The sequence below is a fragment of the Pseudomonas sp. GWSMS-1 genome (assembly GCF_049847425.1).
Lineage (GTDB): Bacteria > Pseudomonadota > Gammaproteobacteria > Pseudomonadales > Pseudomonadaceae > Aquipseudomonas.
In genome coordinates this window covers 506,904-532,380 of sequence record NZ_JBMHHV010000005.1, presented here as the reverse complement: position 1 = coordinate 532,380, position 25,477 = coordinate 506,904, and the positions used below count along the sequence as shown (strand labels likewise).

Below are 25,477 nucleotides of genomic sequence, written 5' to 3'. Positions count from 1 at the left end.
CAGCGACACCTGACAAAGCAGGACTGAAAAGGCTAGGCTGAGCGAATACGACACATCCTGGAGAGCACCATGTTTTCGCGCGCTGCCGCATCCGCTCTGAGCCTGCTGCTATTAACCGGCCCGCTGCATGCCGAGGAGCAGGCCGGCGCAAACGCTGCTTCAACTGACACTGCTGCCGAAGCAACCGAGCCCGTGCGCGCGCCCCTGGCCGAGCGCAGCGAAATGGAAGCGACTGCACTTGAACAGCAGTTGGGGCAGCAGGAGCAACAACAACTGCAGGCCGGCGATGAACGCTTCCTCGCGCTTTGGCTACCCGCCAACGCCGCAGAACCCAGCGGAGTGGTAATCATCTTGCCGGGCGATGCTGAAACGGCCGACTGGCCGCAAAGCGTTGGCCCTTTACGCCACAAACTGCCCAATGGTGGCTGGCACAGCCTCAGCCTGACCCTGCCCGACCCGAACGGCGATGCCCCCCATTGCGCAGCCCAGCACCGCAAACTGAAGCTCCAGGTAAAGCTCCGGTCGAAGCCGATCCGGCAACGGCGTCGACCGAGGAAGCCAACACACCCGTAGATGCGCCCCGCGCAGACACACGCGACAGCGCCGAAACCGCGACAAGCAAAGCGAAAAACATCGAAGAAAAGCAGCAAGCCCATGCCGACCGAGTTTTGGCGCGCATCGAATCGGCCATCGGTTTTGCCGAACAGCAGCAAGCCAAGACTGTCGTCCTGCTGGGGCACGGCAGCGGCGCCTACTGGGCCGCGCGCTACCTGGCCGAACGCAAGCCAGGCAATATCCACAACCTGTTATTAGTGGCCGCAGCGTTGCCGGCCGGCTACACACCGCCACTGGATGAGTTGATCCCGCAACTTCCGCAGGCCACCGGCGACTTCTATTACAAGGATCTGCCCGCCGACCGCCAGGCCGCGCTCAAACGCTCGCAAGCCAGCAAACGGCAAAAGCAGACCACCTATACACAGGTCGCAATGAAAGCCCTGCCGGGCAACCGCGACGCCGAACAGGAGCAGCTCTACCGGCGTATCCGCGGCTGGCTAACACTCAAGCTGCAGGCCAAATAGCCCTAACGGAAGCCATGACGCTGACGAATCAGATCATAGGCCTGATGCAAGTCACGGGTTCGCTCGGTCGCCTCACGGACACGCTCTGGCGAGGCGTTACTCCCCGCCAGCTTGTCGGGGTGATGGCGACTGAGTAAGCGCCGGTAAGCCTGCTTGATTTGCGCAGGCTCGGCATCGGCACTGACATTCAACAGACTCAGGGCGCGCTGATAGGCACCACTGACCGTCGAAGCCAGATGCACCCGCTGAGGCGCGTAGGCGTCACTGAACTGCGCCTGGGTAGCCGACGACACGTGCAACCACTTGCCCCACAGCATGATCAGTTCACGCTCAGCCTGACCGACCTGACCATCAACCCACGCCATACGCCAGCAAGCGCGCAGCAGCATCTCTGCGTGCTCATGCTGGCGTCGTAACGGGCCGCGCAGGCTGTCACGTCCGGTCTTACCCTGGGCAAATGCCGCAACCGCCTGACGCTGCCCTTCGCTACTCAGCCCCAGACGCTGCATTTCTGCCCGCGCCTGCTGAATATGCGCCGGCAACACACGTCCACCACTTTTGGCCAAACGCCCCAGCAGAACAAACAGCAGCCACTCATCACGCGTTTCCGCACGCCCCCCCAAGCGCTCACGCAGGGCAGACCAGGACTGCAGACGCAAACGTCGATCCAGCACCTGCCCCAACAAACCGCCCAGCAGGGCACCCGGAATACTCGCGACTGCCAGCCCGGCAACCGCCCCAGCAGGGTCGCAGGCCAGAGCATCTTAGCGGCGCGCCTCAAGTAAACGCTCAACTTCCGCCAGCCGCTCATGAGTGCCGACATCCACCCAGCAGCCGACAAATTGCTCACCACTGACCTGCCCTGCCGCCATCGCCGCACGCAGCAAAGGCGCAAGCTTGAAGGCGCCGGGCTGGCAGCTGGCAAACAACGTCGGCGACAATACTGCCATGCCGCTGTAGGTCAAACTTTCCTGGGCAACCTGCGCATCGCTGACCTGGCCAGATCGCAGGTAAAAATCACCGCCCGCGTGATGGCCGGGGTTCACCACCAGCACCAGATGGGCCAGCCCAGCCAACGGACGGCGCAACTCGGCAAAGGGGTAGTCGGTGAAAATATCGCCATTGATCAACGCAAAAGGCTGATCACCCAGCAATGGCAGGGCCTTGAAAATCCCGCCGCCGGTTTCCAGCGGCTCGGCTTCCGCGGAATAGGCGATGCTGACGCCGAAGCGCGAACCATCACCCAGATAATCCTCAATCTGCTGCCCCAGCCAGGCGTGATTGATCACCACCTCGGTAAACCCGGCCGCCGCCAAGGCGCGCAGGTGATACTCAATCAGCGGCACACCCGCCGCGCGCACTAACGGCTTGGGGGTGTGCAGGGTCAGCGGACGTAACCGCTCGCCTTTGCCCGCGGCCAGAATCATCGCCTTCATGCCGACGCCCGCTGCAGACTGGCCAGCAACTCACCCAACTCAGCCAACTCCGGCCGGCGAGCCAATACCGCTTCTATATAAGAGAAGAAGCGCGGCACGTCCCCCAGGTACTTGGGCTTGCCATCGCGGTGGCAAATGCGCGCGAAGATGCCAATCACCTTGAGATGCCGCTGCACCCCCATCAGATCGCTGGCGCGCAGAAAGTCTTCCAGCAACGGTTGTACCGGCACACCCGCATCACGCGCTTGCTGCCAATACTGCTCCAGCCAACTGCGCACGCGCGCCTCCGGCCAGCTGAGGAACGCATCCTTGAACAGACAGGTGATGTCATACGTTACTGGACCGTAGACCGCATCCTGAAAATCCAGAACACCGGGGTTAGGCTCACTGAGCATCAGGTTGCGCGGCATATAGTCGCGATGCACCAGCACCTTGGGCTGCGCCAGGGCGCTGTCGATCAACAGCTGACTCGCGCGCTGCCAGGCCGCCTGCTGCGCCGGCGTGAACTCAACCTCAAGATGCCGTTGCACATACCACTCAGGGAATAGCTGCAACTCACGACGCAGCAGCGCGTCGTCGTAACTGGGCAATGGCGTAGTCACCGGCAGCTGCTGAAACGCCAGCAGTGCCTGCATGGCATCGGCAAACAACACATCCGCATTGTCTTCATTAATGACATCCAGGTAGGTCTGCCGGCCTAAATCGTTGAGCAAGAGAAAACCACGCTCAAGGTCAGCCGCAAGAATCAGCGGCACATTGAGGTGGGCCTCAGCCAGCAACTGCGCGACCTTGACGAAAGGCCGGCAATCCTCCAACGGCGGCGGCGCGTCCATCACGATCAGTGTCCGCGCACCACCTTGCCAGCGGAAATAACGGCGAAAACTGGCATCGCTGCTCGCAGGCGTCAGCGTGGCAGCGGGTACGGCGCCCCAGCCCTGCTCAGCAAACAGCCCTGGCAGCAGCGAGTCCAGCCAGTTTTCGAGAAGTTTTAAGCGTACATCTTCATCAGGCATTACAAGGTCTCCGACGGCGCTAGCCGTTGCGCGGGTCATGCTTTATTATCCAGCATCTTTTCAAGCCCATCGAGAGGCGTGCGGCCTCAGGGCCATTGGCGCGCAGGAAGCCCGGATAAAATAAGATGGCAGTAAAATACCCCGCGTTTCGTAAAAAATTCCCACTCCTGGTTACTAGCAGCCTCCTGGCGCTTCAACCCGTGGCCATTCCATTTGCCGTTGCTGCCGAGCAGTACGATTGCCAGGTTTCCGCCAGCGGCGGCTGGGCATGCGCCCCAAAAGCCAGCAATGCTGCCCTGCCAGCCCGGCCAGTACAACGTGATTCGCTCGCCAGTAGCAAGGCCGCAGACGGCACAGCCGAACCCGCCCAGGCAAAAGCCGCGCAGGCGACACTGGTTACTGAAAGCCGTGGCAAGGTACTGGCATCACGCAGCGCCGACTACAGCCACCTCGACTGGGTGCCGCGTGAAAACCTCAGCGCCGCCCAGCTGGCTGAAACCGGCCCCTACTGCGCAGGCGCTTATGTCGAGCCAATTCGGCCCGGCATGAACGACCAGACGCCGATGAGCGAAGCACCGATGTTCCTCTCGGCCAAAGCGTCGCGCTATGAGCAGGAAGAACAGGTCGCCACCCTCGCGGGTGATGTGGTGCTGCGTCAGGCCGGCATGCAGGTCGAAGCAGATGAAGCCAACCTGCGCCAGGCAGAAAACCGCGGCGAACTGATCGGCAACGTGCGCCTGCGTGACCAGGGCATGCTCGTAGTCGGTGATCGCGCCGAGCTACAGCTGGACAACGGCGAAGCCAAAGTCGACAACGCCGAATATGTGCTGCACAAGAGTCATATCCGCGGTAATGCGCTCTACGCTAAGCGTGAAGAAAGCGCCATTATCCGCCTCAAAGACGGCACTTACACCAGTTGCGAACCAGGCAGCAACGCCTGGCATCTCAAGGGTAATAACATCACCCTGAACCCAGCCACCGGCTTCGGCACCGCGACCAACGTGACCCTGCGGGTGAAGAATATTCCGGTGTTCTACACGCCGTATATCTACTTCCCAATTGATGACCGTCGCCAGTCCGGCTTCCTCCCGCCGAGCATCGGTAGCTCAAGCGGTAATGGCCTGACACTGCAAACACCGTATTACTTCAACCTGGCGCCAAACTACGACGCCACGTTGTACCCGACCTATATGAGCGACCGCGGCTTGCTGATGGAAGGCGAATTCCGCTACCTCACCAAGAACAGCGAAGGTCAAGTCGGCGGCGCCTTCCTGCAAGACAGCAATGACGACCGTAAACTGCAGTCAGACGCTGAAGACCAACGCTGGATGTACAGCTGGCAGCACAAGCAGGGGCTTAACGACCGCCTGCTGGCCGAAGTCGATTACACCGACATCAGTGACCCGTACTACTTCCAGGACCTGAGCACAGACCTGGGCCTTGGTATCGACACCTACGTCAACCAACGCGGCACCCTGACCTATCGTGGTGACGGCTATACAGCACGGTTGAACGCGCACGCTTACGAGCTGGCCAATATCACCGATGTCACCCCCTATAACCGCCTGCCGCAACTGACCCTGGATGGCGTACTGCCATTTAAACCTGCAGGGGTTAACTTCAGCTATGGCACGGAGTACGTGCGCTTTGACCGCAGCTTGCGTAACGGCAACTTTATTGATGAAGACGGCGGCCCGCTCAACGCCGATGGCACAGTTGGCACACCTTGGTACGACACCCGACTGAAAGGGCTGGCGCGCGCCAACGGCGAGCGTTTGCATGTTGAGCCAGGCATTAGCCTGCCGTTGAACTGGAGCTGGGGTTATATCAAGCCGCAGGTCAAATACCTGCAGACCCAATACAACTTGAGCCTGGATCAACAAGGCAAAAACACCTTACTGGCTGAACAGGAATACAAGAGCAGCCAGAATCGTGGCGTCGGCATGCTTAGTCTGGACAGCGGCCTGTACTTCGACCGCAATACTCAGCTGTTCGGCACCCAGTTCCGTCAAACGCTGGAGCCGCGCGCCTTCTACCTCTATGTGCCGGAAGAAGACCAAACCGATATCCCGGTTTTCGACACGGGTGAAAGTACCTTTAGCTATTCCTCGCTGTGGCGTGAAAACCGCTTCTCCGGCAAGGACCGTATCGGCGACGAGAACAAGTTGTCGCTGGGCATAACCAGCCGCTTGATTGAAAGCAACGGCTTTGAACGCCAGCGTTTCAGCATTGGCCAGGCCTTCTATTTTGAAGACCGCCAAGTGCAGCTGCCAGGTATTGACTACCGTACGCGCGCTGATGCGACAGCCTCGGTTTCGCCTTATGCGCTCGAGTACCTCTATCGCTTTAACCGCGACTGGCGCTTCTCGTCGGATTTCAACTGGGACCCGGATAGCGGCAGCACCCGCTCCGGCAGTGCGATGTTCCACTACCAGCCAGAAGACAACCCGAACAAAGTGGTTAACGCCGGTTATCGCTACCGCAATGACACCGTGCGCTTTGACGAAGCCAGTGGTAACTGGGTAGTCGGTGGCGGAGACTACGGAACAGCTGGCTCACCCGAATACATCAAGGACTACTACAAGATCAGTCAGCACGACTTCTCGGTTATCTGGCCGATCGTGCCGCAGTGGAACGTGATTTCACGCTGGCAGTATGACTACAGTCAAGATCGCACCCTGGAAGCCTTCGCCGGCTTCGAGTACGACAGCTGCTGCTGGAAACTGCGACTGATCAACCGCTACTGGATCGACTACGACGAAGTCAGCCTGAACCCGTCGCTAAATGACCAGGCTGACCGCGGCATCTTCCTGCAGATCGTTCTCAAGGGTCTGGGCGGTGTAGTCGGCAATAAAGTGGAGTCTTTCCTCGACCAAGGCATTCAAGGTTATCGTGAACGTGAAGATCAAGCTTTCTGATTGCGTGCGCCCGCTGCTGTTGGGCGCGCTGTTTCTGGGTACTGCAGCACAGGCTGAAGTACAACCACTCAACCGCGTTGTGGCGATTGTAGATAACGATGTCGTCATGCAAAGCCAACTCGACTCACGCCTGCGTGAAGTGCAGCAGACCATCGCCCAACGCGGTGCCGCTGTGCCGCCCGCAAGCGTACTCAGCCAGCAGGTGCTGGAGCGCCTGATCATCGAGAACATCCAGCTGCAGATTGGTGAGCGCTCAGGCATTCGCATTACTGACGAAGAGCTGAACCAGGCTATCGGCACCATTGCCCAGCGCAACGGCATGAGCATCGAGCAGTTCCGCGCTGCGCTGGCGAAAGACGGTCTGTCCTACACCGATGCGCGTGACCAGGTGCGCCGCGAGATGATCATCAGCCGCGTGCGTCAACGTCGCGTAGCGGAGCGCATCCAGGTGACCGATCAGGAAGTGCAGAACTTCCTCGCGTCCGATCTGGGCAAGATGCAGCTGTCTGAAGAGTTTCGTCTGGCCAACATCCTGATCCCTGTGACCGAAGGCGCCTCGCCTGAGGAAATTCAGGCCGCTGAGCGTAAAGCCCGTGACCTGTATCAACAGCTGCAACAGGGTGCCGACTTCGCCCAGCTGGCCATTGCCAACTCGGCCAGTGAAACTGCGCTGGAAGGCGGCGAAATGGGCTGGCGTAAGGCAGGTCAACTGCCTCCACCGTTTGACGCCATGCTGAGTGCCTTGTCGGTTGGCCAAGCGACTGAGCCGATGCGCACACCCGGCGGCTTTATTATGATCAAGCTGCTGGAGAAACGCGGCGGCGACAGCCAGGTGCGTGACGAAGTCAATGTTCGTCACATCCTGATCAAGCCTAGTGAGATCCGCAGTGAAGCCGAGACCAAGCGATTGGTCGAGCGCCTCCATCAGCGCATTCTGGCCGGCGAAGATTTTGCCGAATTGGCGAAGAACTTCTCCGAAGACCCAGGCTCAGCACTAAACGGCGGTACATTGAGCTGGATCGACCCGAGCGTCTTGGTGCCTGAGTTCCGCGAGGTGATGAACAACACGCCAGCGGGCGAATTGTCCAAACCCTTCAAGAGCCCTTACGGCTGGCACGTACTGGAAGTCATGGGCCGCCGCGCCACTGACAGCAGCGCCCAGTTCCGCGAGCAGCAAGCCCTGACTGTGCTGCGTAACCGCAAGTACGATGAAGAGCTGCAAGCCTGGTTGCGCCAGATCCGTGACGAAGCCTACGTCGAGATCAAACTCTGACCAGCTAGGCGCACGCCACGCTGACGGACGCTACAGATCAAGCCCGGCTTATGCACACGCATCGCCGGGCTTTTTCATGCTGAACGATAACCGCAGCGCTACCCTTAACTGACGCACCAACCGAGTTGGCGCATAACCGAGAGCCCGCCGATGACCGCCGTCCGCCTTTTTGCCCTCACTCCCGGCGAGCCCGCCGGCATTGGCCCCGACCTGTGCCTGCTACTCGCCAGAGAGGCGCAGCCGCATGCGCTAATTGCCATCGCCAGCCTGGACTTGCTGGCCGAGCGCGCCCAGCTGCTGGGTGTGAACATTCAACTGATCAGCGTCGGCCCTGAATCCTGGCCAAGCCAGGCTGCGCCCGCCGGTAGCCTGTATGTCTGGAACACCCCACTGGCCGCCCCCGTCAAGCCGGGCCAGCTGAACGCAAGCAATGCGCACTATGTGCTGGAGACGCTTACCCGCGCAGGCCAAGGCTGCCTCGATGGGCACTTTGCCGGGATGATTACCGCCCCGTGCATAAAGGCGTGATCAACGAAGCCGGGATTACCTTCTCCGGGCATACCGAATTTCTTGCCGAACTGACCCACACCGAGCAAGTGGTGATGATGCTCGCGACCCACGGCCTACGCGTAGCGCTGGTGACCACCCACCTGCCGCTCAAGGATGTGGCGGAGGCCATCACCGCAGAGCGCATAAGCCGCGTCACGCGCATTCTCGACCATGACCTGCGCACAAAATTCGGCATCGCTAAGCCGCGCATCCTGGTTTGCGGCCTCAATCCGCATGCCGGCGAAGGCGGCCATCTGGGCCGTGAAGAGATCGAGATCATCGAGCCCGCGCTGCAACAATTGCGCAACGAAGGCATCAACCTGATCGGCCCGCTACCGGCGGACACCCTGTTCACCCCCAAACACCTGGAGCATTGCGACGCGGTGCTGGCCATGTACCACGATCAAGGGCTGCCCGTGCTCAAGTACAAAGGCTTTGGTGCAGCGGTGAACGTCACCCTTGGCCTGCCCATCATCCGCACCTCAGTCGACCACGGCACCGCGCTGGATCTGGCCGGCAGCGGCAAGATCGACAGTGGCAGCCTAAAGGTCGCCCTGCAAACCGCTTACGCAATGGCCGAAAGCCAGGTGGCAAGCTACTGAGCACGACGCCAAGCGCAGGCGTGCGCCGCCAATGCTGTTAAACTGCCGGGCTTTCTACCCCCGTTACATTCGCTTCAAACCTCTGGGTTGAAGCCTGGAGCTGCTGCATGTCCGAATACCAACACCGCGCGCGCAAGCGTTTTGGCCAGAACTTCCTGCATGACGCCGGGGTTATTCACCGCATCCTGCGCGCCATCCATGCCCGCGACGGCGAGCACATGCTGGAGATCGGCCCGGGCCAAGGCGCGCTGACCGAAGGCCTGCTCAACAGCGGCGCGCAACTCGACGTAATTGAGCTCGACCGCGATCTGGTGCCTATCCTGCAACACCAGTTCGGCAGTAACCCGCGCTTTCGCCTGAATCAGGGCGACGCCCTCAAATTCGATTTCAACCAACTGCAGGCCGTGCCACACAGCCTGCGCGTGGTCGGCAACCTGCCGTACAACATCTCCACACCGCTGATCTTCCACCTGTTGAACAACGCCGCGCTAATTCGCGATATGCACTTTATGCTGCAAAAGGAAGTGGTCGAGCGTCTGGCGGCAACGCCGGGGGTGGCGACTGGGGCCGTCTGTCGATCATGGTGCAGTACCACTGCCGCGTGGAGCATCTGTTCAATGTTGGCCCCGGCGCGTTCAATCCGCCGCCCAAGGTCGACTCGGCCATTGTCCGCTTGGTGCCGCATGAAGTGCTTCCGCACCCGGCCAAGGATCATCGCCTGCTCGAGCGCGTGGTACGTGAGGCCTTTAACCAACGCCGCAAAACCCTGCGCAACACCCTTAAAGCCTTGCTAACCGCCGATGACATCGAGGCTGCAGGCGTAGATGGCAGCTTGCGCCCGGAGCAACTGGACCTGGCCGCATTTGTCCGCTTGGCGGACAAGCTGGCCGAACAACCTGCCGCGACTGACAGCGACTAAACTGGCTTTCTGCCTACCGAGCTAATGACCCATGAGCGATTCGCGCTACAACATCGACGTCAGCGTCGTGACCCGCTACCTGCCAGAGCAATCGCAGCCGGAGCAGAGTCGTTTTGCCTTCGCCTACACCGTAACGGTGAGCAACACCGGTGAGATCCCGGCAAAACTGCTCTCACGGCACTGGGTCATTACCGATGGCGATGGCCGTGTGCAGGAGGTGCGTGGCGCCGGGGTTGTTGGCCAGCAACCGCTGATCGAGTCGGGCGCCAGCCACACTTACAGCAGCGGCACGGTGATGACCACCCGCGTCGGCATCATGCAGGGCAGCTATCAAATGCTCGCCGAAGACGGCAAACGCTTTGACGCCACAATTGCACCCTTCCGCCTGGCGGTGCCGGGTTCGCTGCACTGATGGCCACCTACGCCGTCGGCGACCTGCAAGGTTGCCTGAAACCCCTACAGTGCCTGCTTGAGCGCGTGGCCTTTGATCCGGCACACGACAAACTGTGGCTGGTTGGTGACCTGGTCAACCGCGGCCCCGACTCCCTGGCGACGCTGCGCTTTCTCTACAGCATCCGTGACGCACTGACCTGCGTGCTGGGTAATCACGACCTGCACCTGCTAGCGGCGGCGCACAATATTGAGCGACTGAAAAAAGGCGACACCCTGCGCGAGATTATTGATGCGCCGGACGCCGCCGACCTGCTCGATTGGCTGCGCCGGCAAAAACTGCTGCACTACGATGAGACCCGCGACACCGCGCTGGTGCATGCCGGTATCCCGCCACAATGGACCATGAACAAAGCCCTAAAACGTGCCGCCGAGGTCGAGGAAGTCCTGCGCGATGATGCACGCCTACCGCTGTTTCTCGACGGCATGTACGGCAATGAACCGGCCAAGTGGGAAGGCGACCTGCACGGCGTGCCCCGTTTGCGGGTGATCACCAATTACTTCACACGCATGCGCTTCTGCAAAGCCGATGGCACCCTCGACCTGAAAAGCAAGGAAGGTGTGGGCAGCGCCCCACCTGGTTACGCGCCCTGGTTCAGCTACAAACAGCGCAAAACCCGCGGCCAACGGATCATCTTCGGCCACTGGGCAGCGCTCGAAGGCCAATGCCAGGAACCCGACGTGGTCGCCCTGGACACCGGCTGTGTATGGGGCGCTAGCATGACCCTGATGAATATCGATAGTGGCGAGAAATACAGCTGCGACTGTAAGGAGCAAGCATGAGCGAATTCAAACGCATCCCCCCGAGCAGGCTCAGGCCTTACGCCAGCAAGGCGCCGTGGTGGTCGACATCCGTGACCCGCAGAGCTTCGCCGCCGGCCACATCATTGGCGCGCAACACCTCGACAACCACTCGCTGCACGGCTTTATTACGCAGGCTGATCTCGATGCGCCATTGATCGTCGCCTGCTATCACGGCAACTCCAGCCAGAGTGCGGCGGCCTACCTAGTCGGCCAGGGCTTCAGTGATGTCTACAGCCTCGATGGCGGTTTCGAGCTGTGGCGCGCCACCTTCCCCGACCAGACGGCACAATCACCCGAAGAATAATTTTTTAAGCGCCAGGCCGCACCAGCAGCGGCCTGCCGACCACTCCCGACCAACGGTAATATCCTGTTATCGTTGCGCGCCCCTTGCCCCTGCCGATTCCGAACTATCCTTTAGCTCAGGCCATCCAAAACAAGGTAGAGCCGGCCAAACGGCATCGGGCCATCGGTATGACTTTTAGGTGATCTGGGGGATTTATCCCGGCTGCATCCGCACCGGGGCGACCAAGCACCTGACCGACCCCGCACCGGCTCTGCGCATCGAGCGAGGTGAAGTCATGAGCATTTTCAGCCACTTCCAACAACGTTTCGAAGCGACTCGCCAGGAGGAACTCTCCCTCCAGGAGTACCTCGAACTGTGCAAGCAGGACCGCAGCGCCTATGCCTCAGCAGCCGAGCGCCTGCTGCTGGCCATTGGCGAACCTGAACTGCTCGACACCTCAACCGACCCACGGCTGTCGCGCATCTTCTCCAACAAGGTAATCCGCCGCTATCCGGCCTTTGCCGACTTCCACGGCATGGAAGAATGCATCGACCAGATCGTCTCCTACTTCCGCCATGCCGCTCAGGGCCTGGAAGAGAAGAAACAGATTCTCTATTTGCTTGGCCCGGTGGGCGGCGGTAAATCGTCCCTGGCAGAAAAGCTCAAGCACTTGATCGAAAAAGTGCCGTTCTACGCGATCAAGGGCTCGCCCGTATTCGAGTCGCCGCTTGGCCTGTTCAGTGACGCCGAAGATGGCGGGATTCTCGAGGAGGATTACGGCATCCCGCGGCGTTACCTAGGCAGCATCATGTCGCCCTGGGCAACTAAACGCCTGCAGGAGTTCGGCGGCGATATCAGCCAGTTCCGCGTGGTCAAGCTTTACCCCTCGATCCTCAACCAGATCGCGGTGGCCAAAACCGAGCCGGGCGATGAGAACAACCAGGATATTTCTGCCCTGGTCGGCAAGGTGGATATCCGCAAGCTGGAAGAATTTCCGCAGAACGATGCCGACGCCTACAGCTACTCAGGCGCACTGTGCCGGGCCAACCAGGGCCTGATGGAATTCGTCGAGATGTTCAAGGCACCGATCAAGGTGCTGCACCCGCTGCTCACCGCGACCCAGGAAGGCAACTACAACAGCACCGAGGGCCTGGGGGCGATTCCTTACAGCGGCATTCTGCTGGCGCACTCCAACGAATCGGAATGGCACAGCTTCCGCAATAACAAGAACAACGAGGCGTTCATCGACCGTATCTACATCGTCAAAGTGCCGTACTGCCTGCGCGTGACTGACGAGATCAAAATCTACGACAAGCTGCTGTTCAACAGCTCCCTGGCTAATGCCCACTGCGCGCCGGACACGCTGAAGATGCTCGCGCAGTTCACCGTACTCAGCCGCCTGAAAGAGCCGGAAAACTCCAACGTTTACTCGAAGATGCGCGTGTATGACGGTGAGAACCTCAAAGACACCGACCCCAAGGCCAAGTCGATTCAGGAGTACCGCGATACCGCCGGCGTCGACGAGGGCATGAACGGCCTGTCGACCCGCTTTGCCTTCAAAATCCTCTCCAAGGTATTCAACTTCGACCCGCACGAAATCGCCGCCAACCCGGTGCACTTGCTCTACGTGCTGGAGCAGCAGATTGAGCAGGAACAGTTCCCGGCGGAAACCCGCGAGCGCTACCTGCGCTTTATCAAGGAGTACCTGGCGCCGCGCTATATCGAGTTCATCGGCAAGGAAATCCAGACCGCCTACCTGGAGTCTTACAGCGAGTACGGCCAGAACATCTTCGATCGCTACGTGCTGTACGCCGACTTCTGGATTCAGGACCAGGAATACCGCGACCCGGAAACCGGCGAAATCCTCAACCGCGTGGCCCTCAACGAGGAGCTGGAGAAGATCGAAAAACCTGCAGGCATCAGCAACCCCAAGGACTTCCGCAACGAGATCGTCAACTTCGTCTTGCGCGCCCGCGCCAACAACAATGGCAAGAATCCGACCTGGCTCAGCTACGAGAAACTGCGCGTGGTGATCGAGAAGAAGATGTTCTCCAACACCGAAGACCTGCTGCCGGTTATCAGCTTCAACGCCAAGGCGAGCAAGGAGGATCAACAGAAGCACAACGACTTCGTCACTCGCATGGTCGAACGCGGCTACACCGACAAGCAGGTGCGCCTGCTGTCCGAGTGGTATCTACGGGTTCGTAAATCGCAATAAAACGACCTGACGCTTCAGCTGCCGGCGCTGCAGAGCACGCAACTAAACGGCTCTGCAACGACGGCACTTGATACCTGCAGTGCACGGAGGGCAGTGATGAGCCATGTGATCGACCGACGCCTGAACGGCAAGAACAAGAGCACGGTGAACCGCCAGCGCTTCCTGCGGCGTTACCGTGACCATATCAAGAAGGCCGTGGAAGAGGCGGTCAGCCGCCGCTCCATCACCGACATGGAGCACGGCGAACAAATCAGCATCCCCGGTCGCGACATCGACGAGCCGATACTGCATCACGGCCGCGGCGGCCGTCAGACCACCGTGCACCCCGGCAACCGCGAATTTACCACTGGCGAGAAGATTGCCCGCCCGCAAGGCGGTGGTGGCGGCCAAGGCGCCGGTAAGGCGAGCAACTCCGGCGAAGGCATGGATGAGTTCGTCTTCCAGATCACCCAGGAGGAGTTTCTCGACTTCATGTTCGAAGACCTGGAGCTGCCCAACCTGATCAAGCGCCACCTGACGGGCAGCGACACCTTCAAGAGCGTGCGCGCCGGCATCAGCAACGAAGGTAATCCGTCACGCATCAACATCGTCCGCACCCTGCGCTCGGCCCACGCCCGGCGTATCGCCCTGTCCGGCAGCAGCCGCAACAAACTCAAGGAGGCCCAGGCCGAACTGGAACGCCTGAAGCTGGAGCAGCCGGACAACCTTGTCGATATCCAGGCGCTTGAAGAGGACATCAGCAAACTGCGCGCACGGATCAAGCGTGTGCCATTTCTCGACACCTTCGACCTCAAGTACAACCTGCTGGTCAAACAGCCCAACCCCAGTTCCAAGGCGGTGATGTTTTGCCTGATGGACGTTTCCGGCTCGATGACCCAATCAACCAAAGACATCGCCAAGCGCTTCTTTATCCTGCTGTACCTGTTCCTTAAGCGGAACTACGAAAAAATCGACGTGGTGTTTATCCGCCACCACACCAGCGCCAAAGAGGTCGACGAGGAGGAGTTTTTCTATTCGAGGGAAACCGGCGGTACCATCGTCTCCAGTGCACTCAAGCTCATGCACGAGGTCATGACCGAGCGCTACCCGATCAACGAATGGAATATCTACGCCGCTCAGGCTTCGGATGGCGATAACTGGAATGACGACTCCCCCGTATGCCGGGACCTGTTGATCAATCAAATCATGCCGCTTGTGCAGTACTTCACCTATGTTGAGATCACCCCGCGCGAGCACCAAGCGCTGTGGTTCGAGTACGAGCAGGTCAGCGAGGCATTTGCCGACACCTTTGCTCAGCAGCAGCTGGTTTCTGCAGGCGACATCTACCCGGTATTCCGCGACCTGTTCCAGCGGAGGCTTGCCACATGACCCATGCCCAAGATAAACGGCGTCAACCGATCTCGACCGGTTCAGAGTGGACCTTCGACCTCATTCGCCAATACGATCGAGAAATCAGCCGGCTGGCCGAACGCTACGCGCTGGACACCTATCCCAATCAAATCGAGGTGATCACCGCCGAGCAAATGATGGACGCCTACGCCTCGGTCGGCATGCCGCTGGGCTATCACCACTGGTCCTATGGCAAACACTTCCTCAGCACCGAGAAAGGCTACCAACGCGGGCAGATGGGCCTAGCCTACGAGATCGTAATTAACTCTGACCCATGCATCGCCTACCTGATGGAAGAGAACACCATCTGCATGCAGGCCTTGGTGATCGCCCACGCCTGTTACGGCCACAACAGCTTTTTCAAGGGCAACTACCTGTTCCGCACCTGGACCGATGCCAGCTCGATCATCGACTACCTAGTGTTCGCTAAGCAGTACATCATGCAGTGCGAGGAGCGCCACGGCATCGACGCCGTGGAGGACCTGCTCGATTCCTGCCACGCCCTGATGAACTACGGCGTCGACCGCTACAAGCGCCCCTACCCGATCTCCGCCGAGGAAGAGCGGCGGCGCATGAAAGACCGCGAAGAGCACCTGCAAAAGCAGATCAACGACCTCTGGCGCACCATCCCGAAAAGCGCGAGCAAAGGCGGCGAGAAGGACGACAAACGCTTCCCTGCCGAGCCGCAGGAAAACATCCTCTACTTCCTGGAAAAACACGCGCCACTCCTGGAACCCTGGCAGCGCGAGATCATCCGCATCGTGCGCAAGATCGCCCAGTACTTTTACCCACAGCGCCAAACCCAGGTGATGAACGAAGGCTGGGCAACCTTCTGGCACTACACCCTGATGAACGACCTGTACGACGAAGGGCTGGTGACCGAAGGCTTCATGATGGAGTTTCTGCAATCGCACACCAGCGTGGTCTACCAGCCGCCGTTCGACAGCCCCTACTACAGCGGCATCAATCCCTACGCCCTGGGCTTTGCCATGTACCGCGACATCCGCCGCATCTGCGAGGCGCCCACCGAAGAGGACCAGCGCTGGTTCCCGGAGATCGCCGGCAGCGACTGGCTGAGCACCCTGAAATTCGCCATGACCAGCTTCAAGGATGAGAGCTTCATCCTGCAGTACCTGTCGCCCAAGGTAATCCGCGACCTCAAGCTGTTCAGCATTCTCGATGACGACCAGAAAGACGAACTGTATGTCCCGGCGATTCACGATGAACCCGGCTACCAGCAGATTCGTGAAACCCTGGCCGCGCAGTACAACCTGGGTAACCGCGAGCCCAACGTACAGATTTGGAGCATCGACCGCCGCGGTGACCGTTCATTGACCCTGCGCCACCAACAGCATGACCGCAAACCGCTGGGCAACTCCACTGAGGAAGTCCTGAAGCACCTGCACCGTTTGTGGGGCTTCAATATCCACTTAGAAATGTACCAAGGCGATCAACTGATCGGCACCCAGCACGTACCGCCGCAGCATGAAACGGCACAAGGCAGCGACTACCCGCGCCTCGACCTGATGATTCCGCCCATTTGAGCATTGGCACCGCTTTATGCGGCGCCCCCCCACCTAAGCACCGCATCTGGCCGGACACTGAGCGTATGCCCAGTACCCGGCCAAGGCGCCAACCAGACAGCCGCACCATCCAGCCGTTATGCTTTGCACAACGGAGGATTAGTCATGCAGATTTTTAAAGTGGGCGGCGCTGTGCGTGATCGCTTACTCAACAGAGACATCAGTGAAATCGATTGGGTAGTGGTCGGTGCCAGCGCCGAACAAATGCTCGAATTGGGCTACCGCCCGGTAGGCGCGGACTTTCCGGTATTCCTGCACCCCAAAACCGGCGAGGAATACGCCCTGGCTCGCACCGAGCGCAAAAGCGGGCGCGGCTATGGCGGCTTCACCTTCTTTGCCAGCCCGGACGTGACACTGGAAGAAGACCTGATCCGCCGCGACCTCACGGTAAACGCCATGGCCGAAGATGACCAAGGCAACCTGATCGACCCTTATGGCGGCCAGCGCGACCTCGACGCCAGGGTGCTGCGCCATGTCTCCCCGGCCTTCGCCGAAGACCCGTTGCGCGTGCTGCGCGTGGCCCGCTTTGCTGCCCGATACGCCCCACTGGGTTTCAGCGTCGCAGGCGAAACCATGGCGCTGATGCGCGAGTTGAGCGCGTCGGGTGAACTCACCGCGTTGACGCCCGAACGCAGCTGGAAGGAAATATCCCGCGCCCTGATGGAGCCGCGCCCAGATGTGTTTATCCAAGTGCTGCGCGACTGCGGCGCCTTGCAGGTCCTGCTACCCGAAGTCGACACCCTGTTCGGCATCCCGCAGCCAGCAGCCCATCATCCGGAAATCGACACCGGCGAGCATGTGCTGAGCGTGCTGCGCCAATGTGCCGAGCACCAGCAGCCGCTTACCGTGCGCTGGGCGTGTTTGCTGCACGATGTCGGCAAGGGCCTGACGCCCGAAACTGAATGGCCGCGGCATATCGCCCATGAGGTAAAAGGCTTGAAACTGATCCGCGCGATCAACCAACGCTGCAAAGCCCCCAAGGATTGCCAGGAACTGGCCCTGCAGGTCGGTGAATTCCACACCCACGGTCATCGCGCCCTGGAGCTGAAGGCGTCGACATTGCTGAAACTGCTGCAGGGCTTCGATGTATTCCGCCGCCCGCAACGCTTTGAAGAGTTTATCGCTGCTTGCGAAATGGATGCGCGCGGGCGCCTTGGTCTGGAACAACGCCCCTACCCGCAGGCCGACTACCTGCGTGCTGCCATGCACGCAGCCCGAGCGGTCGCGGTGCAACCCCTGCTGGCGCAAGGGTTCAAGGGCGCGGAGCTGGGCGAGGCGTTAAATCGCGAGCGGCTGAATGCACTGACTGCATTCAAGGCCGACCATGCCGCGCCGGCATCGCAGCACTAGGCGGCGGGGTAAGCCTCAAGCAACGGCGCCGGGGTTAACGGCTGGCCACGCCAGCTGAATGCCACCGGCCACAGCTGCTGTTCAATCTGCGCGCCCTGCCAGAGCTCGGCAAAGCTGCGCTGCTGCCCCGGATGCAAGACATCCGGCACCAGCAACGACAGGGGCCAGAGCACAAAGGCATTCCTCAAGATTTCCGCACGCGGCAGAATCAGGCCGTCGTAATTGCCGACTAAGTCGCCATACAGCAAGACATCGATATCCAGCGGTAAGCCTTTGCGCTCAGGCGCATAGCGGCCGTTGTCGGCTTCGATAAACTTCAGCCGCCGATCCAGGTCCGCCAGAGACAGCTCGCTATAACCGGCCACCACAAGATTGAAGAACGGTCCGCTCTTGATGCCGACCGCCTGGCTTTCGAATACCGGCGAGCAACGCATCTCGCGCAACAGCTCCGCCAAGGCTTCGAGGCCGGCATGCAAGTGCATTTCGCGCTCGATATTGCTGCCCAGCCCCAATAAAACCCGAGTTAGCGACATCCGCGCTCGATCTCCACGCCGACACCACCGCTGGCCGCTGGTACCGCACCGGGCTTAGTCAGTTTGAGGCGCACCCAAGGGATGTGGAACTCGCTCATCAGCACCTGCACAAGGCGCTCGGCAAAGGTTTCCACCAGGATGAATTGCGACTCGCTGGCAAACGCCTGGATACGCTGCGACACACAGGCGTAATCCAACGCTTTCTCCAGCTCATCACCGGCCGCAGCGGGACGGTTATCCCAGCCCAAGTACAGATCCAAGCGCAAGCACTGGCGAATGGTTCGCTCCCAGTCGTAGGCGCCAATCACTGTGTCGACTTCCAGACCCTCGATAAAAACTGTGTCCACGCACGCTCTCCGCGGCACGACAAGGCTGTCGCACCTAGTTAGAATCAGGGCTCCCTTGCCCGGAATGGATACCATGTTTTGGCTGCTGGCGACCCTCGCCTACCTGCTCGGCTCGTTGTCCTTCGCCATTCTGCTCAGCCGCCTGGCCGGCGGACCTGATCCGCGCGCCAGTGGTTCAGGCAACCCCGGTGCGACCAATATGTTCAGGCTAGCCGGCAAACGCCTGGCCGTCCTGACGCTGCTCGGCGACCTGCTCAAAGGCCTACTACCGGTTGTGATCGCCAGCCTGCTCGGCTTCAACCTGCAGCAGCAAGCCTGGATCGGCTTGGCCGCCGTTATCGGCCACCTGTACCCGTTGTACTTCAACTTCCATGGTGGCAAAGGCGTCGCCACGGCCGCAGGCATGCTACTGGGCCTTTACCCACCGGCAGCCTTGCTGGCGATTACCGCCTGGTTGCTTACCTTTATTCTCACCCGTACCAGCTCAATGGCTGCACTGATTGCCACGCCGCTGACCTTGCCACTTTTAGCCTGGCAACAACCGGCAGCCCTGCTCCCCGTCTGTGTATTGACGGGGTTAATCGTCTGGCGACATCGCGGCAATTTACGCGATCTGTTCGCCGGCCGTGAGCGGCATTTCTAAATCGGCCAACCGAGCCCAGCCAGCATTTACAGCGCCGGCAGCTGCTCCATCGGCCAGCGCGCCTGCACCTTGATGCTTAAATCTTCGTGCTGCCCCGCCAGCAAACGCTGACAGCCGGCATAGGCGATCATTGCGCCGTTATCGGTGCAGAATGCCGGGCGGGCGTAGAACACCTCGCCCTTCAACTCGCCGAGCATTTTCTCCAGCGACTCGCGCAACGCACGGTTGGCACTCACACCGCCGGCGATCACCAGATTATTCAACCCAGTTTGCTTGAGGGCGCGTTTGCACTTGATCGTGAGGGTGTCGACCACCGCCTGCTGAAACGCCAAGGCGATGTCGCAGCGGGTCTGCTCAGAGTTATCACCCGCCGCCTGGCATTGCTGCCACGTATTCAGGGTGAAGGTTTTCAGGCCACTGAAACTGAATTCCAGCCCAGGGCGGTCGGTCATCGGCCGCGGAAACTTGAAGCGCCCTGGCGTGCCGCTCAGCGCTAAGCGAGCAATCTCCGGCCCACCCGGGTATTGCAGCCCCATTAGCTTGGCCGTCTTGTCGAACGCCTCACCGGCCGCATCGTCAAGGGACTCACCCAGCAACTGATAAAGGCCGATACCATCGACGCGAACCAGCTGGGTATGACCACCGGACACCAACAAAGCGACGAACGGAAACGCTGGCGGCTGTTCTTCCAGCATCGGTGCCAGCAAATGGCCTTCCATATGGTGCACACCGAGCGCCGGGATATCCCAGGCAAACGCTAACGCCTGCGCACAAGACGCCCCCACCAGGAGCGCGCCGACCAGGCCGGGGCCCGCCGTGTAAGCAATGGCGTCAATGTCAGACGCAACCTTGCCGGCCTCATCGAGCACTTGGCGAATCAGCGGCAGCATGCGTTTGACGTGATCGCGCGACGCCAGCTCCGGCACCACACCGCCATACACGCGGTGCAGGTCAATCTGGCTGAACAGCGCGTCGGCCAGCAGCCCCCGCTCGCTGTCATAGAGCGCGACACCGGTTTCGTCGCAAGAGGTTTCCAATCCCAGAACCAGCATGGGCAGTGCCTTTGTAGTAGAGTGTGCAACTTCGAAGGCGCGCATGATAAGGGCGGCTACCGCACGCCGGCCAGCGCTTTTCGATTAGAGGCTTTGCATTCCTCGCGATGAGGCGGTAACATCCGCAACCCTTAAAAACTACGTTCTCCAGCGTCATCTGCCAGGAGTAACGTTACCACCGGTAATAAAGAAGGTACGCCCTGGATGCCAGCCGTCAAAGTTAAAGAGAATGAACCCTTCGACGTAGCTCTGCGTCGTTTCAAGCGCTCCTGTGAAAAAGCCGGTGTTCTGGCTGAAGTTCGCAGCCGTGAATTCTATGAAAAGCCAACTGCCGAGCGTAAGCGCAAAGCAGCTGCTGCTGTTAAGCGTCACGCTAAGAAAGTGCAGCGCGAGCAGCGCCGCAGCGTTCGTCTGTACTAATTAGTACAAGCAGCGCCTGATACCCGGCTTCGGCCGGGTTTCGCTTTTAGACTCCGCGTAACCTTCGGGCGACGACGGAGTCTTTTAGTTTTTGCCCCTACCTGTTCTGCCTCAGCGCATAACAGTATCCTGAGCGCCTATGGCCGGCCTGATCCCACAGCCCTTTATCGATGACCTGCTCAACCGTACCGACATCGTCGACGTGGTGGCCTCGCGCGTCCAACTGAAAAAAGCCGGCAAGAACTACACCGCCTGCTGCCCGTTTCACAAAGAAAAGACCCCCTCGTTCAGCGTCAGCCCGGACAAACAGTTCTACTACTGCTTTGGCTGCGGCGCCGGTGGCAACGCCTTGGGCTTTGTCATGGACCACGACCAGCTGGACTTCCCCCAGGCCATCGAGGACCTGGCCAAGCGCGCCGGCATGGAAGTGCCACGCGAGGAAGGCGGACGCAATAACAAGCCACGCCAGCCCACCGACTCACCGCTTTACCCGCTGCTGACGGCTGCCGCCGAGTTCTATAAACAGGCCCTGAAAAACCATCCGCAGCGCAAAGCGGCAATCGACTACCTGAAAGGCCGCGGCCTCTCCGGCGAAATCGCCCGCGACTTCGGCATGGGTTTCGCGCCGCCCGGCTGGGACAACCTACTCAAGCACTTAGCCAGCGATAGCCTGCAACAAAAGGCGATGATCGACGCTGGCCTACTGATCGAGAACGCCGAAAGCGGCAAGCGCTACGACCGCTTTCGCGACCGCATCATGTTCCCTATTCGCGACAGCCGTGGCCGAGTAATCGCCTTTGGCGGCCGCGTATTGGGCGACGAAAAACCGAAGTACCTGAACTCCCCGGAAACCCCGGTATTCCACAAAGGCCAGGAACTCTACGGCCTGTTTGAAGCGCGCAAGCACAACCGCGACCTCGACGAGATCATGGTGGTTGAAGGCTACATGGACGTCATCGCCCTGGCCCAGCAAGGCTTGCGCAACGCCGTCGCCACGCTTGGCACCGCTACCAGCGAAGAACACCTCAAGCGCTTATTCCGCGTCGTGCCGAGCGTACTGTTCTGCTTCGACGGTGACGCAGCCGGGCGCAATGCCGCCTGGCGCGCCCTGGAAGCCACCCTGTCGAGCCTGCAAGATGGCCGCCGCGCACGCTTCCTGTTCCTGCCTGACGGTGAAGATCCCGACACACTCGTGCGCAGCGAAGGCACCGACGCCTTTCGCGCCCGCATCAACCAACACGCCCAGCCACTGGCCGACTATTTCTTCCAGCAACTCAGCGAGGAAGCCGACCCGCGCTCACTGGAAGGCAAAGCGCACCTGATGACTCTGGCTGCACCGCTGATCGACAAGATCCCCGGCAACAACCTGCGCATCCTCATGCGCCAGCGCCTGAGTGAGATCACCGGTCTTTCTGCGGACGCCACACCGCCGCCCGCTTCGGCCGCACGCAACAGCCAACCCAGCCACGGCAGCGCACCGCCCAGCGACTACCCGGATTACACCGACATCCCCGATAGCGCCTATTACGATGTCGAGCCGAGCCGCAACGAATACGAAAACCCCAGCCCAACGCCACAATTCGAGCGCAACAACGGCAAAGGCAGCAAGGGCAACTGGAAGAAAGATGGCGGCAAGTGGAACAAAAAGGGCCAGGGCGAGTTCGTCCAGCGCGCACCCCGCACCGCTGTCAGCGTCGAATCGCCACACCTGAGCGCCCTACGCACCCTGCTGCACCACCCGCAGCTGGCGCAAAAAGTCGAAGATGTCAGCCACTTCGCCGCCGAAGACGACACCTACGCACAATTGCTGGTCGCCTTGCTGGGCGCGCTACAGAAGAGCCCAAACCTGCGCTCACTGCAGCTGATCGCGCGCTGGCACGGCACCGAACAGGGCCGCCTGTTACGCGCCCTGGCAGAAAAGGAATGGCTAATTTCAGCCGACAACCTTGAACAACAGTTTTTCGACACTATAACTAGTCTGGTAGCCCGCCAACGCGAGCGCAGCTTGGAACATTTGCTGCGCAAAGCCCGTCAAAGTGAGCTGAGCGCAGAAGAGAAAGACCAGCTGCGCAACTTGCTGAGCCGTAATGCATCACCAGTAATCCCAAGCCCAACTGGCGCTTAGGGGAACTACTCGGGTATAATCCGCGGCTTGTTTTTTGCCCGCCAAGACCTTCAGTGGATAGGGTGTTATGTCCGGAAAAGCGCAACAACAGTCTCGTATCAAAGAGTTGATCACACTGGGTCGTGAGCAGGGTTACCTGACTTACGCAGAGGTCAACGACCACCTGCCGGAAGATATTTCTGATCCGGAGCAGGTGGAAGACATCATCCGCATGATTAACGACATGGGGATCAACGTATTCGAGGTTGCGCCAGATAAGGATTCTCTTATGCTGGCCGACGCCGACACCGACGAGGCAGCAGCTGAAGAAGCCGCTGCAGCGCTTGCTGCGGTTGAGACGGATATCGGCCGCACGACGGACCCGGTACGCATGTATATGCGTGAAATGGGCACCGTAGAATTGCTGACCCGCGAAGGCGAGATCGAAATCGCCAAACGCATCGAGGAAGGCATCCGTGAAGTGATGGGCGCTATCGCCCATTTCCCCGGCACTGTCGACAGCATTCTTGCCGAGTACACCCGTGTCACCACCGACGGTGGTCGCCTGGTTGAAGTTTTCAACGGCTATATCGACCCGGACGATGGTATCGCCCCGGCCGAAGCAGCCGCACCTGTCCCCACCACAGACGGCGACGCTGATAAAGACAGCGACGACGACGACAGTGATGACAGTGACGAAGAGGAAGAAGAAGGCGACGGCGGTCCGGATCCTGAAGAGGCCCTGCGCCGCTTCACCGCGATTGGCGAAGCCCTTGAAGCCGCTAAGAAAGCACTGAAGAAGCATGGCCGCAGTAGTAAGCAAGGCATTGCCGCGCTGAAAGAAATGGCCGAGCTGTTCATGCCAATCAAGCTGATACCCAAGCAGTACGAAGCGCTGGTTGTACGCGTTCGTAGCTCCCTTGAGCGCCTGCGCGCCCAAGAACGCGCGATCATGCAGCTCTGCGTTCGTGATGCTCGGATGCCGCGCGCGGACTTCCTCAAGCTCTTCCCCGGCAATGAAGTTGACCAGGAATGGGCCGCTGGCCTGGCCAAAGGCAAAGCCAAGTACGCAGAAGCCATCGGCAACCTGCAAGGCGACATCCAACGCTGCCAGCAAAAGCTGTCTGCCTTGGAAGCCGAGTGCGAGCTGACCCTGGCTGAAATCAAGGACATCAACCGTCGCATGTCGATCGGTGAGGCCAAGGCCCGCCGCGCGAAGAAAGAGATGGTTGAAGCCAACCTGCGTCTGGTGATCTCGATTGCCAAGAAGTACACCAACCGTGGCCTGCAGTTCCTCGACTTGATCCAGGAAGGCAACATCGGTTTGATGAAAGCGGTAGATAAGTTCGAATACCGTCGCGGCTACAAATTCTCGACTTATGCCACCTGGTGGATCCGTCAGGCGATCACTCGCTCGATCGCCGACCAGGCCCGCACCATCCGTATTCCGGTGCACATGATCGAGACGATCAACAAGCTCAACCGTATTTCCCGGCAGATGTTGCAGGAAATGGGCCGCGAACCGACCCCGGAAGAGCTGGGTGAACGCATGGAAATGCCTGAGGATAAAATCCGCAAGGTATTGAAGATCGCTAAAGAGCCGATCTCCATGGAAACCCCGATCGGTGACGACGAGGACTCCCACCTGGGTGATTTCATCGAAGACTCGACCATGCAGTCGCCAATCGATGTAGCCACCGTAGAGAGCCTTAAAGAAGCGACTCGCGACGTACTCTCCGGCCTCACTGCACGTGAAGCCAAAGTACTGCGTATGCGCTTCGGCATCGACATGAATACCGACCACACCCTCGAGGAAGTTGGTAAACAGTTCGATGTAACGCGTGAGCGGATTCGTCAGATCGAAGCCAAGGCGCTGCGCAAGCTGCGCCACCCGACGAGAAGCGAGCACCTACGCTCCTTCCTCGACGAGTAACACCAAAACCCCCGGCCCTGCCGGGGGTTTTGCATTGCGCCCTGCAAAAACACCTAAGCGCAACACACCTTCCTCACCGCCCAGCAAACGAGCCAACCCAGGCTCGCGCATTCGGCCACCCTTCTGCCGCTTTGGCGAGCAAGGGCTCAGCCAGCGTTGATAGCGGCCGAGCAGGCATGGCGACCTGCCAACCGTACCAAAGGCGCCGCATCATCAGCCTGCCGAATACCACGCCTTCATTCAGGGGATGACTCGCAGCGCGCTGCTACCGGATCAAAGTGGGCGCTGAGGCGGCATATGCGGGGATGGCACTCAGTTTCAGTGGTGACCAATACGGTGACCCAAAACCCTTAGCGCAGAAAAGAAAAAGGCCAGCTCGAAGGCTGGCCTAACTCTTTGCATTTTATGGTGGGCCCACACGGACTCGAACCGTGGACCAAAGGATTATGAGTTGCCTAGAAACGCTGCAAACCCAGTGAAATCGTGCGTAGCTTAGCGCAGGTACAGTTAGCTGAAAGCATCGTCGTAGAGCGGGTTAAGCGTAATTTAGCGAAATCTGTAAAAGCTGGGCACTGTACC

Annotated in this window: 17 protein-coding genes and 5 pseudogenes; 16 read left to right on the top strand and 6 right to left on the bottom strand. The window is 59.9% G+C overall.

The features are described 5' to 3' along the window. Window positions 1-69 precede the first annotated feature (69 nt). A pseudogene (locus ACEPAJ_RS05825) lies at window positions 70-1,079 on the top strand (alpha/beta hydrolase family protein). Between the two features lie 2 nt (window positions 1,080-1,081). Here the strand turns inward: ACEPAJ_RS05825 and ACEPAJ_RS05820 are convergent. The 3 genes and pseudogenes from ACEPAJ_RS05820 to ACEPAJ_RS05810 form a co-directional block, all read right to left on the bottom strand. Continuing rightward, window positions 1,082-1,842: pseudogene (locus ACEPAJ_RS05820) on the bottom strand (DnaJ domain-containing protein). A gap of 1 nt (window position 1,843) precedes the next feature. After that, window positions 1,844-2,515, bottom strand: a complete 672-nt coding sequence (gene murU / locus ACEPAJ_RS05815; protein ID WP_425914082.1) for an N-acetylmuramate alpha-1-phosphate uridylyltransferase MurU — start codon at window positions 2,513-2,515, stop codon at window positions 1,844-1,846. Beyond that, window positions 2,512-3,528 carry an aminoglycoside phosphotransferase family protein gene (locus ACEPAJ_RS05810; protein ID WP_425914081.1) on the bottom strand — a complete coding sequence of 339 codons (1,017 nt, stop codon included), beginning with the start codon at window positions 3,526-3,528 and terminating at the stop codon, window positions 2,512-2,514. The genes murU and ACEPAJ_RS05810 overlap by 4 nt, the downstream gene beginning before the upstream one ends. A gap of 125 nt (window positions 3,529-3,653) precedes the next feature. Between ACEPAJ_RS05810 and ACEPAJ_RS05805 the strand changes: the two genes are divergently transcribed. The 11 genes and pseudogenes from ACEPAJ_RS05805 to ACEPAJ_RS05755 all read left to right on the top strand — a co-directional run bounded on the left by ACEPAJ_RS05805 (window position 3,654) and on the right by ACEPAJ_RS05755 (window position 17,866). Next, complete coding sequence (locus ACEPAJ_RS05805) at window positions 3,654-6,446, top strand: LPS-assembly protein LptD (protein WP_425914079.1); 2,793 nt, start codon at window positions 3,654-3,656, stop codon at window positions 6,444-6,446. Next, window positions 6,427-7,719 carry a peptidylprolyl isomerase gene (locus tag ACEPAJ_RS05800; RefSeq protein WP_425914077.1) on the top strand — a complete coding sequence of 431 codons (1,293 nt, stop codon included), beginning with the start codon at window positions 6,427-6,429 and terminating at the stop codon, window positions 7,717-7,719. The genes ACEPAJ_RS05805 and ACEPAJ_RS05800 overlap by 20 nt, the downstream gene beginning before the upstream one ends. Before the next feature lie 150 nt (window positions 7,720-7,869). After that, window positions 7,870-8,870, top strand: a pseudogene (gene pdxA / locus ACEPAJ_RS05795) (4-hydroxythreonine-4-phosphate dehydrogenase PdxA). Window positions 8,871-8,977: 107 nt separating this feature from the next. Then, a pseudogene (rsmA, locus tag ACEPAJ_RS05790) lies at window positions 8,978-9,789 on the top strand (16S rRNA (adenine(1518)-N(6)/adenine(1519)-N(6))-dimethyltransferase RsmA). Between the two features lie 31 nt (window positions 9,790-9,820). Next, window positions 9,821-10,201, top strand: a complete 381-nt coding sequence (gene apaG / locus ACEPAJ_RS05785; protein ID WP_425914076.1) for a Co2+/Mg2+ efflux protein ApaG — start codon at window positions 9,821-9,823, stop codon at window positions 10,199-10,201. Then, window positions 10,201-11,022, top strand: a complete 822-nt coding sequence (locus tag ACEPAJ_RS05780; RefSeq protein WP_425914075.1) for a symmetrical bis(5'-nucleosyl)-tetraphosphatase — start codon at window positions 10,201-10,203, stop codon at window positions 11,020-11,022. The genes apaG and ACEPAJ_RS05780 overlap by 1 nt, the downstream gene beginning before the upstream one ends. Next, window positions 11,019-11,347 (top strand): annotated as a pseudogene (gene glpE / locus ACEPAJ_RS05775) (thiosulfate sulfurtransferase GlpE). The gene ACEPAJ_RS05780 and the pseudogene glpE overlap by 4 nt, the downstream one beginning before the upstream one ends. Window positions 11,348-11,621: 274 nt before the next feature. Continuing rightward, window positions 11,622-13,544 (top strand): PrkA family serine protein kinase, encoded by a 1,923-nt coding sequence (locus tag ACEPAJ_RS05770; RefSeq protein WP_274089051.1) that lies wholly within the window; start codon window positions 11,622-11,624, stop codon window positions 13,542-13,544. Window positions 13,545-13,640: 96 nt separating this feature from the next. Continuing rightward, window positions 13,641-14,912 (top strand): YeaH/YhbH family protein, encoded by a 1,272-nt coding sequence (locus tag ACEPAJ_RS05765; RefSeq protein ID WP_425914074.1) that lies wholly within the window; start codon window positions 13,641-13,643, stop codon window positions 14,910-14,912. Beyond that, window positions 14,909-16,477: a SpoVR family protein gene (locus tag ACEPAJ_RS05760; protein ID WP_425914072.1), complete on the top strand. Its 1,569-nt coding sequence runs from the start codon at window positions 14,909-14,911 to the stop codon at window positions 16,475-16,477. Before ACEPAJ_RS05765 ends, ACEPAJ_RS05760 begins: the two co-directional genes overlap by 4 nt. 144 nt (window positions 16,478-16,621) lie before the next feature. Then, window positions 16,622-17,866 carry a multifunctional CCA addition/repair protein gene (locus ACEPAJ_RS05755; protein ID WP_425914071.1) on the top strand — a complete coding sequence of 415 codons (1,245 nt, stop codon included), beginning with the start codon at window positions 16,622-16,624 and terminating at the stop codon, window positions 17,864-17,866. Here ACEPAJ_RS05755 and folK read toward each other — a convergent pair. Together folK and folB are read right to left on the bottom strand one after the other, a co-directional pair. Next, window positions 17,863-18,399 (bottom strand): 2-amino-4-hydroxy-6-hydroxymethyldihydropteridine diphosphokinase, encoded by a 537-nt coding sequence (folK, locus tag ACEPAJ_RS05750; RefSeq protein ID WP_322948778.1) that lies wholly within the window; start codon window positions 18,397-18,399, stop codon window positions 17,863-17,865. The genes ACEPAJ_RS05755 and folK overlap by 4 nt on opposite strands. After that, entirely contained in the window at window positions 18,390-18,746 is a 357-nt protein-coding gene (folB, locus tag ACEPAJ_RS05745; protein WP_274089056.1) for a dihydroneopterin aldolase, read from the bottom strand. Before folB ends, folK begins: the two co-directional genes overlap by 10 nt. Before the next feature lie 73 nt (window positions 18,747-18,819). Between folB and plsY the strand changes: the two genes are divergently transcribed. After that, entirely contained in the window at window positions 18,820-19,389 is a 570-nt protein-coding gene (gene plsY / locus ACEPAJ_RS05740) for a glycerol-3-phosphate 1-O-acyltransferase PlsY (RefSeq protein ID WP_425914069.1), read from the top strand. A gap of 26 nt (window positions 19,390-19,415) precedes the next feature. On the opposite strand, the gene tsaD is transcribed toward plsY, so the two are convergent. After that, window positions 19,416-20,441 carry a tRNA (adenosine(37)-N6)-threonylcarbamoyltransferase complex transferase subunit TsaD gene (gene tsaD, locus ACEPAJ_RS05735; RefSeq protein ID WP_425914068.1) on the bottom strand — a complete coding sequence of 342 codons (1,026 nt, stop codon included), beginning with the start codon at window positions 20,439-20,441 and terminating at the stop codon, window positions 19,416-19,418. 204 nt (window positions 20,442-20,645) lie between these two features. Here tsaD and rpsU point away from each other — a divergent pair, with 204 nt between their 5' ends. From rpsU to rpoD, 3 genes are all read left to right on the top strand, one after another. After that, a complete protein-coding gene (gene rpsU, locus ACEPAJ_RS05730) occupies window positions 20,646-20,861 on the top strand; it encodes a 30S ribosomal protein S21 (protein WP_003290642.1) in 216 nt (71 codons plus the stop codon). A 139-nt stretch (window positions 20,862-21,000) separates the two neighbouring features. After that, window positions 21,001-22,986 carry a DNA primase gene (gene dnaG / locus ACEPAJ_RS05725; RefSeq protein WP_425914065.1) on the top strand — a complete coding sequence of 662 codons (1,986 nt, stop codon included), beginning with the start codon at window positions 21,001-21,003 and terminating at the stop codon, window positions 22,984-22,986. A 67-nt stretch (window positions 22,987-23,053) separates the two neighbouring features. After that, the gene (gene rpoD / locus ACEPAJ_RS05720; RefSeq protein WP_425914064.1) at window positions 23,054-24,898 is read left to right on the top strand and encodes an RNA polymerase sigma factor RpoD; all 1,845 of its coding nucleotides are present in this window, start codon (window positions 23,054-23,056) and stop codon (window positions 24,896-24,898) included. Window positions 24,899-25,477 lie beyond the last annotated feature (579 nt).

Bases quoted from the DNA above. Each gene is read 5' to 3' on its own strand.
- murU (WP_425914082.1), bottom strand. From the start codon at position 2,515: ATGAAGGCGATGATTCTGGCCGCGGGCAAAGGCGAGCGGTTACGTCCG.
- ACEPAJ_RS05810 (WP_425914081.1), bottom strand. From the start codon at position 3,528: ATGCCTGATGAAGATGTACGCTTAAAACTTCTCGAAAACTGGCTGGAC.
- ACEPAJ_RS05805 (WP_425914079.1), top strand. From the start codon at position 3,654: ATGGCAGTAAAATACCCCGCGTTTCGTAAAAAATTCCCACTCCTGGTT.
- apaG (WP_425914076.1), top strand. From the start codon at position 9,821: ATGAGCGATTCGCGCTACAACATCGACGTCAGCGTCGTGACCCGCTAC.
- ACEPAJ_RS05780 (WP_425914075.1), top strand. From the start codon at position 10,201: ATGGCCACCTACGCCGTCGGCGACCTGCAAGGTTGCCTGAAACCCCTA.
- ACEPAJ_RS05770 (WP_274089051.1), top strand. From the start codon at position 11,622: ATGAGCATTTTCAGCCACTTCCAACAACGTTTCGAAGCGACTCGCCAG.
- ACEPAJ_RS05765 (WP_425914074.1), top strand. From the start codon at position 13,641: ATGAGCCATGTGATCGACCGACGCCTGAACGGCAAGAACAAGAGCACG.
- ACEPAJ_RS05760 (WP_425914072.1), top strand. From the start codon at position 14,909: ATGACCCATGCCCAAGATAAACGGCGTCAACCGATCTCGACCGGTTCA.
- ACEPAJ_RS05755 (WP_425914071.1), top strand. From the start codon at position 16,622: ATGCAGATTTTTAAAGTGGGCGGCGCTGTGCGTGATCGCTTACTCAAC.
- folK (WP_322948778.1), bottom strand. From the start codon at position 18,399: ATGTCGCTAACTCGGGTTTTATTGGGGCTGGGCAGCAATATCGAGCGC.
- plsY (WP_425914069.1), top strand. From the start codon at position 18,820: ATGTTTTGGCTGCTGGCGACCCTCGCCTACCTGCTCGGCTCGTTGTCC.
- tsaD (WP_425914068.1), bottom strand. From the start codon at position 20,441: ATGCTGGTTCTGGGATTGGAAACCTCTTGCGACGAAACCGGTGTCGCG.
- rpsU (WP_003290642.1), top strand. From the start codon at position 20,646: ATGCCAGCCGTCAAAGTTAAAGAGAATGAACCCTTCGACGTAGCTCTG.
- dnaG (WP_425914065.1), top strand. From the start codon at position 21,001: ATGGCCGGCCTGATCCCACAGCCCTTTATCGATGACCTGCTCAACCGT.
- rpoD (WP_425914064.1), top strand. From the start codon at position 23,054: ATGTCCGGAAAAGCGCAACAACAGTCTCGTATCAAAGAGTTGATCACA.